The organism is Flavisolibacter tropicus (assembly GCF_001644645.1).
In the GTDB taxonomy this organism is placed as follows: domain Bacteria; phylum Bacteroidota; class Bacteroidia; order Chitinophagales; family Chitinophagaceae; genus Flavisolibacter; species Flavisolibacter tropicus.
Genome location: NZ_CP011390.1, coordinates 4,121,827 through 4,134,478 on the forward strand (window position 1 = coordinate 4,121,827; position 12,652 = coordinate 4,134,478).

Annotated in this window: 7 protein-coding genes; 3 read left to right on the top strand and 4 right to left on the bottom strand. The window is 43.0% G+C overall.

From position 1 onward, the window contains the following. Window positions 1-36: 36 nt before the first annotated feature. Complete coding sequence (locus tag SY85_RS17575; protein WP_066406177.1) at window positions 37-558, bottom strand: glutathione peroxidase; 522 nt, start codon at window positions 556-558, stop codon at window positions 37-39. A gap of 559 nt (window positions 559-1,117) precedes the next feature. On the opposite strand from SY85_RS17575, the gene SY85_RS17580 reads away from it, so the two are divergent. Beyond that, complete coding sequence (locus SY85_RS17580; RefSeq protein ID WP_066406178.1) at window positions 1,118-4,282, top strand: T9SS type A sorting domain-containing protein; 3,165 nt, start codon at window positions 1,118-1,120, stop codon at window positions 4,280-4,282. Between the two features lie 140 nt (window positions 4,283-4,422). Here the strand turns inward: SY85_RS17580 and SY85_RS17585 are convergent, their stop codons facing one another. From SY85_RS17585 to radA, 3 genes are all read right to left on the bottom strand, one after another. Next, window positions 4,423-5,823, bottom strand: coding sequence for a choice-of-anchor Q domain-containing protein (locus SY85_RS17585; protein ID WP_066409926.1), 1,401 nt, complete (start codon window positions 5,821-5,823; stop codon window positions 4,423-4,425). 14 nt (window positions 5,824-5,837) lie between these two features. After that, entirely contained in the window at window positions 5,838-6,593 is a 756-nt protein-coding gene (locus SY85_RS17590) for a ComF family protein (protein ID WP_226998875.1), read from the bottom strand. A gap of 124 nt (window positions 6,594-6,717) precedes the next feature. Then, entirely contained in the window at window positions 6,718-8,097 is a 1,380-nt protein-coding gene (gene radA, locus SY85_RS17595; protein ID WP_066406179.1) for a DNA repair protein RadA, read from the bottom strand. A 446-nt stretch (window positions 8,098-8,543) separates the two neighbouring features. Between radA and SY85_RS17600 the strand changes: the two genes are divergently transcribed. Both SY85_RS17600 and SY85_RS17605 read left to right on the top strand, forming a co-directional pair. Then, window positions 8,544-9,236, top strand: a complete 693-nt coding sequence (locus SY85_RS17600; protein WP_066406180.1) for a zinc metallopeptidase — start codon at window positions 8,544-8,546, stop codon at window positions 9,234-9,236. 326 nt (window positions 9,237-9,562) lie between these two features. Beyond that, the gene (locus SY85_RS17605) at window positions 9,563-12,649 is read left to right on the top strand and encodes a SusC/RagA family TonB-linked outer membrane protein (protein WP_082886556.1); all 3,087 of its coding nucleotides are present in this window, start codon (window positions 9,563-9,565) and stop codon (window positions 12,647-12,649) included. Window positions 12,650-12,652: the final 3 nt, after the last annotated feature.

A 12,652-nucleotide genomic window follows, 5' to 3' on the forward strand; every position in this document is an offset into this window, starting at 1 on the left:
CTTCATCCCTTAATCTACCCAAATCGTGGTTCAGAGTTAGTTTAAAAACACAGTGATCTCTTCACTCATTGGGTTTACTTTGCTAGGGAACACTTTTACCAGCTTGCCGTTTTCGTCGATCAGGAATTTGGTGAAGTTCCACTTGATGATAGGATCCTGAGCGCCGATTTTTTTGGCTTCCTCATCCAGGTATTTAAAGATGGGGTGAATATCATCGCCTTTTACAGAAACCTTTTCTGCCATTGGGAAGGTTACACCATAATTCTTTTTGCAAAACGAGGCGATCTCCGTGTTTGTGCCTGGCTCTTGAGCACCAAAGTTGTTGGCCGGGAAACCAATAATCACCAGCTTGTCCTTGTATGTTTCATACAGTTTTTCCAAGTCGGCATACTGAGGCGTATAACCACACTGTGAAGCGGTGTTCACTACTAAGATCTTTTTGCCTTTATAGTTGGAAAAGTTAATCTCTTTTCCATCAAGGCCTGCGATTTTGAAATCATAAATTGAAGAACCCATAACAAAGAAAGAAAAGAATAGTGCCAACAATAAAGCTTTCATACATTGTTTTTATATGGTGAATAATTAGAGTATAAAGGTAATTGAAAGGGAGAAGAATAATGAACAAGGAACAAGGAATGAAGAAGGAAGAAGGAATGAAGAAGTAGAGGAAATGGCTGAAGTGGGGATGGAGGATGGCTGATTTAGGTTGACAGGTTGAGAAGTTGAAAAGTTGACAAGGAAGGGAATATTGAAAAAGGAACAAGGAATGAAGAAGGAACGAGGAGAAGAATTAGCTGGTGTGCAGATTAGCTGATGAGGGATGACAGTTGATAGATGACGGGTAATTAGGGATTTAGGATTAGCGAGGAAGTGACTTGGTAGGTCATTGGAATGCTATTTCGATAGGCTTCACATCCTTTTAGGTAGAATTGTTATTGTTGAATGTAGAGTGGCGATCGCAGGTTAGTAGGGTGGAGCATTGCGAATTAATCTAGCTAACTGCCTTGTGGGATAGGGTTTTATATATTTATTAATAGACGTAGGTGTAATTATTTAAAATATTTACATTTCAGCGTATAATTTTGACTCTTCCTTTAAAAAACCAATTAATATCCTTATGAGAAAACAAGTGCCCTTTTTGTTAATGACCTTATGCCTGGGGTTGTTTTCTTTTATATCGCAAGCCCAGATTGGGTCGCTGGATACTACGTTTAACCCATTGGATATTGGCTTTAGGGCAGATGCAAATGAAACCATTCACACTATGGCGCTGCAGAGCGATGGAAAGCTTGTGATTGGTGGCGCGTTTACTTCTTATAATGATACTGCTCGCAGAGGTGTTGCCCGGTTAACTACCGATGGATATTTGGATCTTTCCTTTAATCCCGGAGCTGGTGCCAATAATGCAGTGTATGGCTTAGCTATACAGGCGGATAGTAAAATCGTGATTGGCGGGGATTTTACAACCTACAATGGCATCTCTCGTTCTCGTATAGCGCGACTAAATGCTGATGGCTCATTGGATGGAAGTTTTGCCCCTGATTTTAATGATGCTGTGTATGCCGTGGCCGTTCAGCAAGATGGGAAGATAGTGGTAAGTGGGGCTTTTACAACTGTCAATGGCACTCCTTGTAATCACATAGCCCGCTTCAATACCGATGGAACATTGGATGCCGGCTTTACGCCCGGCAACGCTACCAACAATTCTATTTATGCTATAGCGCTGCAGCCTGATGGAAAGATTGTGATCGGGGGAAGTTTTTCTTTGTATAATGGCACATCGCGCAATGGTGTTGCCCGCTTGAATACAGATGGTTTATTAGATCCAGCCTTTAATCCTGGAACTGGTGCTATAGGTGGTACGGTTTATTCCCTGGCTGTTCAAAGTGATGGAAAGGTGTTAATTGGTGGATACTTTACTTCTTACAATGGTGCGGCGCGAAACTACATTGCACGTATAAATGCCAATGGTACGCTGGATACTGGTTTTACTCCCGGTACAGGCGCCACTGGCGGTGGTGTGCTGGCTATAGCTGTTCAAAGCGATGGCAAGGTGGTGATAGGGGGCTATTTTACTTCTTACAATGGTACAACACGTAGCAGCCTGGCCCGACTGAATGCTAATGGAACGATTGATGCCTCTTTTTATCCGGGTAATGGTTTTAATGGAGGTATTCGTTCTATAGGAATTCAAAGCGATGAAAAGCTGATAGTTAGTGGCGAGTTTACTTCTTACAATAGCGTTATTAAAAACCGTATAGCCCGCATTAATGTAAAAGGTCCTACATTAATTATCAACTCGGTAACACCCGCTGCTTTTTGCGCAGGCGCCAACTTAACGGTGTCCTATACGGTATTGGGTGTATTTACGGCCGGTAATAAGTTTACCGCCCAGATCAGTGATGCGGCTGGCCGGTTTATTTCTCCTGTCAATATTGGTACCATCGCTGGTACAGTTTCAGGCTCTATGACGGTTACCGTTCCTGTTAACGCCGATGGTGGTTCAGGCTATCGCATTCGTGTAGTAAGTGATAATCCTGCCATTGCCAGTTTTGATAATGGTAGCGATTTGACAGTTATAGGCGCTTCTACTACCCCTTTTATTACAAACAGCAGTGCTACTACTTTTTGCGCTGGTGGCAAAGTGGTATTAACATCTTCTGCAGAAACAGGAAACTTTTGGTATGTCAATGGGGGGTATACCGGTATAACTACTCCAACCTTTACAGCAACGGTTACTGGTAGCTATACAGTAAGAACCAATGAGAATAGCTGTATGTCGGCTGCTTCAGCGGCCATGCCGGTTACTGTTACCAGCAAGCCTACAGCAACTGTTACTTATACGGGTACTCCTTTTTGCCCAACAGGTGGTGCAACGCCTACGCTAACGGGCACCAGGGGCGGTACTTTTTCTACTACTAGCGATATTGCTGTTAATGCCACTACTGGTACAGTGAACCTGAGTGTTCCAGCCGGTACCTATTCTATCGATTATACCATTCCCCCAACAGGTGGTTGCGATGCCGTAACGGTTACTACCTCTATTGCTGTTCGTCAAATGCCAGCTATTACAACGCAACCCGTTGCCGGAGCTGTATGTACTGGAAACAATATCAGCTTTAGTGTAGCGGCAACAGGTACAAGCGTAGGATACCAATGGCGGAAAAACGGAATAGATATTTCCGGTGCTACCGCTGCAACCTACACCATAAGCAATGCGGCTCTGACCGATGCGGGTAACTATTCAGTTAACGTGTCTAATGCCTGCGGTGCTGAAGTATCAAGATCTGTACTGCTTTCTACTGCTCAATCTATAGCTATATCTGCACAGCCTGTAGCACAAACCTTGTGTGCGGGTGGTACAGCTAGTTTTTCGGTAGTGGCTACGGGCAGTAAGCTCACATACCAATGGCGGAAAAATAATGTAAATATTGCAGGGGCTACCGGTAATACGTATGCGATTTCTAATGTGGCGGCTACTGATGCGGGCAGTTATGATGTAGTATTGTCTGGTGATTGTGCCAGCAAAACCTCCAATGCTGTAGCATTAACGGTAAATGTTCCGGTGAGCATTACCACACAGCCCACTGCCCAGGCGGCCTGTTTAGGTGCTGCGGCCAATCTAGCGGTAAATGCTGCCGGCACAAACCTTTCTTACCAATGGCGTAAAGGCGGCAGCAATATTGCCGGGGCTACGTCAAGAACCTATACAATTGCAGCGGTAACTTCTGCAGATGCCGGTAATTATGATGTGGTGATTACAAACCCTTGTAATACGGTAATCTCCAGTGTGGCAGCCGTAAGTATATCGCCTGCACCCTCTACCCCTGTAATTACGGCTTCAAACAATGTGCTTACTTCATCTGTTGCTAATGGTAACCAGTGGTTTGCTAATGGTACTGCTATCAATGGCGCTACCGCAAAAACCTTATCTGCGCCTATTTCCGGTGTTTATACCGTACAGGCAACACTGGGTAGCTGTATTGCTACTTCAGCGCCTTATAATTTTGTGATCACGCGTATAGAAGGACCCGAATCATGGAATGGAGAGGTAACTGTTTATCCTAATCCTGTGGTGAAAATGCTTGTTATTCGTAACCCTGCTGCACGTAAACTACAAATACAGTTCTTTGATGGCAATGGTAAAAAAGTATACGAAAGCCAGCTGCGCTCCACACAAGGAATAATTGATGTACAAGGCTTGGCTAGTGGTATTTATCGTGTAATGATCACTGATACGGCTAAACAAGAGGCTATAATGCAAAGCATCTTAAAGCTATAATAACAATTGATGTTTGATCAAGGACAGTTAATAGGATTTTTGATTTAAAGATTTCAAGATAGTACTTATAAAAAAGCCCCAGCTCAGGCCGGGGCTTTTCATTTATATTCCAGAGAAGATCAGTTTATAACAACTTTGACTTATTGCTTTTCATACGCACCTAGGTCCGGTAAGCTAAAGGGCCGAGGGCGGCCATCTAAGTCATTTGTAACATCGGTTGTCATACCCTTATTAAGCGCAGGTGAGCCATCTTTCAGGCGAAAGTTGTAGATACGCTCTGTGGTATTAACGTTATCAAACTGCGGATCCTGGTTCATAGCACTAGTTACCGTTGCATTAGCCGGGTTAGCGCTTACGCGCCATAGCACATGGTCAAAGTTGACAGTAAAGGCCGTTGCACCATTTTTAACTACCACTACTTCTTCTTTAACCATTCCTTCACCATCGCCCCAAAAGATGCAGTTGCGGAACAAGGCGTTTAAATCACTGGGTGTGGTTGTGGCGTTTAAGTAGTTGGATACTGTTAAAACAGGATCTTTTCGTTGCAAGTAGGCATTGGAGAAAGAAGCCACCGTGCAGTGGGTAAACTGGTAATTACCCCCCTTTGCCAATACAATGTTTTTGCCACAATTGCTAACCAAAACATTGTTTGCTTTGATGCTGGAATTAACGGCTAATATGCCCGCATCGTAGGCATTGTCGATAATAGTGTTTTCCAATACAAGCTTTGCTGTGTTGGTAGTAGATGGGTCTACGACTGTAATGCCCTGGTAAGCATTTTTGATGATGGCATAGGTAAGGCGGTTGTTCTTACTAACGTCACTAAAGATCAAGCCAGGGAAACCGCCTGGGTAATTTCGGTAAGGCTCGTCAAGCCGATCGCTGGCAAATACGACACGGGTGCTATCCCACTTCTCTCCGTTTACTTGTAGTGTGCCATGTACAATAAGAGGAGCATCGGCATGCATATAGATCTTACAGCCTTTATTGATTGTTAGCGTGGCATTGGCATCAACGGTTAAGCGGCCTAAGATCACATAGGGTAAATCGCTATCCCAGGTTTCGGTACCTGTGATCTTTTTATTGCGAAGAAAATGGGCGTTTTGACCCAGCGCATCTAGTTGAATAAAAGTGCGGTTGCCGTTGTAAGAGATCTCAATGCTGTCGCGAACAATAAAAGGAAGATTGTTGGTACTGGGGTTAATGTTTACCGTAACAAAAACGTAGGCACTGTCTTTTGGTCGGATTTCCAGATCGTTCACTTCCGGACCTTTATAACCATTCACGTTTATTTTAAACGGCGACAATAACCCACCTGCCAAGCGAATGGTGCTGATGCGAATACCTTCTTTATTATCATTAAAGATCTTGAGTTTTTGAGTAACAGAGCCGGCGGTGGTAAATACGGTATCAAAGTGAAGGGTGTCTGCTGAAGTTTGTAGCCTTGCCTGGTTGCTGGAAGTAAAACGTTCCTTTTGGCAAGCTAGCAGTAGCAGTGCTAAACAAAAGGGCAGCAATCCATACGGTACAAACTTCTTCATACGGTAAAAGTACATTAGGATGTAGAAATACAAAGCGTTGCTATACTTAAACGAGTGTTTGCGGCTTCTAGTATCACGCGGCCGCAAGACTCTAATGTAGCGCCTGTAGTTACTACATCATCTACCAGCAAAATATGTTGATTGGCGAGAGCTGTAGTCTCCTTTAGCTCAAACCGGTTTTCCATATTCTGCCACCGCTCCATCCTGTTTTTTCGGGTTTGGCTTTCTGTAGCGGTGGTGCGTATCACAGCCTCCTTTATAATGGGGCGCTGCCATACATCGCTAATGCCTTCACATAAAACCATGGCTTGGTTATAACCACGCTGGCGTTCTTTTTCTGGAAACAAGGGTAGGGGAACAAGTGCAGTAATATCCTGAAAGCGCGGGTTGTTGATTAGCCTATTTCCCATAAGTTGACCCAAATAGAAGCCGAGACGTTGTTGTCCTTTGTATTTGAATTGATGAAGCAGGTGTTGGAGTGTAGCACCTTTTGTAAAGTAATAGCTGGCAGTGGCTGCTGTTACGGGTAAGCGTCCCCAAAAAATCTTTTCTACCGGGTTGTCAGCATAGCTTTCAAAATGTGTTTGGGGTAGTTTCTCCAGGCACTGCAAGCAGAGATAATGCTCTTTGTCTATAATATCTGTACCACAACCTTCGCAGATATGTGGAAAGGCCAGATGAAGAATGGATTCGCGAAGAAGTCTGAACCACGATTGTCTGAACCGGGATTTGGGGAGATTGGATGGATTAGGAGGAAAAATGGTTTCCATTGGCACGTGATTAATATCTTAAGATAGACTTTTAATCCGTCCAATGAATGCATTAATGTTACTCACTATCTATAAGTGGTTCTTTTCTTCCCAATCCCTTAATCCACCCAAATCGTGGTTCAGACTAAAACAAATGCCTGTACACTTCTTCCACACGACCCATGGTGATCACTTCAATATTATGGCGTTGTTTAAGTGTGCCTTTTTGATTGTATTTCGATACGATGATTTTTTCAAAGCCCAGTTTCTCTGCTTCGGCTATCCGCTGTTCAATACGATTAACGGCACGGATCTCTCCACTCAAACCTACCTCACCCGCAAAACAAATGTTGTGGGGAATGGCAACATCTTCAAATGATGAAAGAAGCGCACACAGAACAGCCAGGTCAATAGAGGGGTCTTCTACTTTTAGTCCACCAGCTATGTTGAGGAAAACATCTTTCACCCCAAAATGAAAGCCGCCTCTTTTTTCCAGCACGGCTAATAGCAATTGCAAACGACGCAGATCAAAACCCGATACGGTACGTTGAGGTGTGCCGTATACCGATTGGGTAACCAGTGCTTGTACTTCAATGAGCAGAGGGCGCTGTCCTTCGATAGTAGCGGCAATAGCAATACCACTCAGTTGATCTTCTTTTTGTGTGATCAAAATTTCACTGGGGTTTGCTACAGCATTCATACCCGTATCATTCATTTGGTAGATACCTAATTCCGATGTGCTACCAAAGCGATTCTTCAGTGTGCGTAAAATGCGGTAGGCATAATGACGATCGCCTTCAAACTGCAGTACAGTATCTACCATATGCTCTAGTAATTTAGGACCTGCTATACTACCTTCTTTGGTAATATGCCCAATCATGAATACGGGCGTATTGGTTTCTTTCGCAAACTGCTGAAACTCGGCGGCACACTCGCGAATCTGCGATACGCTGCCGGCAGCCGATTCTATAAATGGTGACTCCAATGTTTGAATCGAATCAACAATGATCAATTGAGGTTTTAGTTTCTTGATTTCATTGAAGATCGTTTGTGTAGATGTTTCTGTGAGGAGGAAGAAATTTTCGTTTAGAATATTCAAGCGATCAGCTCGCATTTTTATCTGCTGCTCACTTTCTTCTCCGCTGATATAAAGAGTAACTACATCCTGTAACTGTAAACCCATTTGTAAAAAGAGCGTGGATTTACCAATGCCTGGTTCGCCAGCTACTAATACAATACTACCAGGTACAATACCACCACCTAGTACACGGTTTAGTTCTGCATCAATGGTTACTAAGCGAGGATGCTCTTTTGTTTTAACTAAGTGAAGGGGTTGTATTTTTTTTGATGTACTGCCGTTGCCATGATAATCATCCCAATCTGCAGCAGCTGATTTTTTTGTGTCTTTTTGAATGAGTTCTTCAACAAATGTGTTCCACTGTTGACAGCTAGGACATTTGCCTAACCATTTTGCACTTTCATAACCACAGTTCTGACAAAAAAATCCTGTTTTAACTTTCGACATGCGTTAAAATTACTTGTTTAAAAAGGAAAGTGACGGTGTTAGATGTGTTGGAGTAAGGGACAAAAGAAGCGGTGCAATTTGCAGTAAAAAGGGCTGATCTTACGACCAACCCTTTTACTTACTAACCCATTAAATTCTAGCACTAAATTACAAATATGCCCCACATTACAAAATTATTTTTTGGCCTTGTGAATAACTTTTAGAGAATTTTATATAAAGATTTGCAAAGGGAAAAGGGTGTGTAAGTTGTTACAAATCAATATGTTATGCTTTAGTGAAAATTAATCGGTTTTTAATGTTTAACCTGCAAAACTGTCAGCTTCAAGCTCTAGTTTTACGTCTGACTGACAAAAAATGCTAAAACTTTTGGCAAAAAAATGACAGTCCCTGCGAATTGGTAGCTTTGGTTACAGATTTGAGGATTATTCATCAAAAGAATACGAAAAATGACACCTTCAATTTGGTTGGTCTCTTTAGTTTTTATTGGTATCAGTATGTTGGTCTCGGCTATTTTAAAAAGCCGTTTTAATGCCTTTAGCAAGATTCCCTTGCAGGCACGCCTGACTGGTAAAGAAGTGGCAGAGAAAATGCTCCGGGAAAACGGTATATATGATGTAAAAGTGGTTTCTGTGCCTGGTTTTTTATCTGACCACTACAACCCGGCCAATAAAACCATTAATCTTAGTCCAGAAGTTTATAATAATTACAGCATAGCCGCCGCAGCCGTAGCTGCACACGAAACAGGTCATGCTGTGCAGCACGCTACAGCCTACGCCTGGTTAACGCTGCGTAGTAAGCTGGTTCCTGCGGTACAGTTTAGCTCTACCATTGTAAACTGGGTACTGTTGATTGGCGTAATCATGGCTTCCTCCGGGAACCCTACTTTATTACTGGTAGGTATCGTTTTGTTTGCTGTTACGGTACTGTTTTCAGTAATTACCCTGCCTGTAGAGTTTGATGCCAGCCGCCGGGCTCTGGCTTGGTTAAACCATACGAATGTCACCAATCGGGAAGAATACCCAAAGGCTAAGAATGCCTTAACCTGGGCGGCAATGACCTATGTGGTAGCTGCACTGGCAGCTATAGCTACCTTGGTACAGTATATATTGATTTATATGGGCGGCCGAAACCGCAATTAATGGTAGCATCTAAAATTAATAGCAGCCTCCGGTTTTAAACTGGGGGCTTTTTGTTTTGTGTGACCACTATATGCATTGGAAACCGTAAAATTCTATCGGACATAAATAACAGTCCTTTCTTTAAAAGCAAATCCTAAATAGTCTACCAGTTTGTAGGCTTTTTAACCTATATAAGCAAGTAGTGCTCTTGTTGTTTTTACAACAAGAACCCCTGTTTTTGTTTAAAACGGCCACTTGTTAAGTGCTTGGGGATCGTAAAAGCATAAATATTTGTTATAATATCATTAATTGAAGAGTTATATTTACTTGCTTTAAAAAACATACACATGAGGAAATTAAAAGCTCTACTGCTTGTAGGGTTACTTTTTGGGCTACAAACCGTATGGGCACAAAGTCAAGTAACCGGGCGGGTTACCGATGCTGGAGGCTCTCCAATAGCGGGCGTAACCGTCTCAATCAAAAACACAAAAAATGCAACTGTAACAGACGCTGAAGGTGCTTTTTCGATCAATGCACCGGCCAAGAGCACGTTGGTCTTTACCTATGTTGGGTATCAGACATTGGAAAGACAGGTTTCTGGTAACAACGTAAGCGTTCAATTAAGCCAAGGTGAAAATGCATTAAGCGAGGTGGTAGTGGTGGCTTATGGAACACAGAAAAAAGAGTCCTTTACAGGTTCTATCTCCACGATCAAATCGGATGTTATTAAAGAAAGACCGGTCAGCTCTTTTGATAAAGCACTGCAAGGTGCTGCTGCTGGTGTAACCGTTCAAAGCGTATCCGGCCAGCCGGGTGCCGCCACGACTGTAAGAATCCGTGGTGTGGGATCGTTTTCTGCTTCCAGTTCACCGCTATATGTAGTAGACGGAGTAGCCATTACTACTGGCGATTTTACCCAGTCTGCGCAAACAGCGAATGTGCTTTCTACCTTAAACCCCAGTGATATTGAATCCATATCTGTTTTGAAGGATGCCTCTGCAGCTTCTTTATATGGCTCTCGCGCTGCTAATGGTGTAATCGTTATCACTACTAAAAGAGGCCGTTCTGGTAAAACAAAAATTAATGTTTCTGGTAGCCAAGGTTGGTCTTCTATTGCCGTTGACAAGCACGATGTAATGACCACACAGCAGTATTTTAAATACTGGTGGGATTATTATTATGCTACTCGTATTGCTGCAGGCGATGCTCCTGCCACAGCAGCTACCAAGGCTAATGCAAGTACCATTACCAATCTTAGCGCTAATCCTTATAATAATGCCAATCCATATGATGCAAACGGCAACCTGAATTCAGGTGTAAATGCCTTGTATGACAACAACTGGACAGACGCTGCAACCAGGCAGGGTTTGACAAAAGATTACGGCATCAACCTTTCGGGTGGAAATGATAAAACAAAGTTTTTCATTTCTGGAAACTACTTTAACCAAAAAGGTATCGTTCTGGCCTCAGACTTCAAACGCTATTCTGCGCGTGTAAACGTGGAAAACCAAACCACTGATTATTTGAAGTTAGGTGTAAGTTCTACGTTGGCCTATACCGATCAAAACACACCTCCGGGTGCAGGTGGTGCGGCTAACCCTATCCGCTTTGCCGATATCGTGTCTAACGTTTATCCTTTGTATCGTTTGGATGCTGCAGGAGCTCCCATTGTTGATCCTACCGGTGGGTTTGTATACAACTACAGAACGCCAGTTGTGTTTGATTACAACCCGGTGGGGCTGGCTAAGAAAAACATTTACAATGCCCAAACCGCCCGTGCTATTTTAAATTCTTTTGCAGAAATAAGCTTCTTAAAAGATTTCAAGTTTAAAACGCAAGGCGGTGTAGACTTTATTGACCTACTTGAGACACAATACTATAACCCTACCAATGGTGATGGCTCTGGTGTAAAGGGAAGAACCAATAAATATGCGCCTAGAGATCTGACGCTGACATTGACCAATACATTAGCTTACGATAAAACATTTGGCATTCATGGTGTAAATGTGTTATTGGGTCAGGAAGCTATTAAAATGCGTTATGATAACCTGATAGCCGGAGCAACTGGCTTTCCGGGTGAAGGCATTGTAGAACTGGGTGCTGCGGCTACGCCTTCTCAGGCTTTCTCGCAGGTGACTGAGAAGAGAATTGCCTCTTATTTCTCAAGAGTAAACTACAGCCTTTTAGACCGCTACTTTGTTTCTGGTAGTGTAAGACGTGATGGATCGTCTGTTTTTGGATCGGACAACCGAAATGGTACGTTTTGGTCGGCAGGTGCGGCCTGGCGTATTTCAAAGGAGAACTTCCTTAACGGTGTTGACTGGGTAAACGATCTGAAGCTGAGAGGAAGTATTGGTATCAGTGGTAATGATAACATTGCCCGATATGGACGTTTAGACCTTTACAGCATTGGTAACAGCTATGGAGGCAGTGCCGGTACCAGCTATTCTCAACTGGGCAACCCTGGCTTACAGTGGGAAGCCAACAAGGTAAAAGAGATAGGCGTTGAATTTGGTTTATTCAAAAGAGTGAAGGGTGAAGTGAGCTATTTTGAAAGAGGCTCTAGCGGTATCCTGTTTGACAAACCACTTTCTTACACAACTGGTTTCTCAACGATCCTGACCAACCTGGCTAACATGAAGAACTACGGTGTAGAAGGTATGGTGGATGTAAGAGTATTAGATAAGAAAGACTTCAACTGGAATGTGTCCTTGAACATGACTTCTTATAAAAACAGAATCCAAAAAATGACCACGGATTCTATTATTCAGGGTAACCTGCGCTGGAAAGTGGGAAGTGACAGATACCAATACTATATGCGCGAGTGGGCGGGTGTTGATCCTGCTGACGGCAAACCAATGTGGTATATGAATGAAGTGGCTACTGGCAAAAAAATCACGACAAAGGATTGGAATGCGGCTAGCCGTTATGAAAACGGATCCTCTTTACCAAAGTTCTTTGGTGGTATTACCAACAAGTTTGAATACAAAGGCTTTGATGCTACCGTATTTGTATTCTTTAACGTAGGTGGTAAAATCTACGACTTTACCTTGTCTCAGCAAATGCATGGTGGTGCTAACCGAGGTCAAACCTTGGCTAATCAAAGCTTTAATGCCTGGAAGAAGGCAGGCGATGTTACAGACGTGCCACGCTTTGTTGATAGAAATACCGACTTAGGTAATAATGCTTCAACCCGCTTCTTATTTGACGGTTCCTATGCTCGTTTGAAGAACCTTAACATAGGTTATACTTTGCCGAAGTCGGTATTGGACAGAGCAAAGATTTCAAACGCTCGCTTTTATATTCAGGCAGAAAACTATTTTACCTGGGCGAAACATAAGGGCATGGACCCAGAGGTTGGTATAGACGGTACTAACAACAACGATATCCCTAATATCAAAACTTTAACCGTAGGTCTGAATCTTGGCTTATAATAA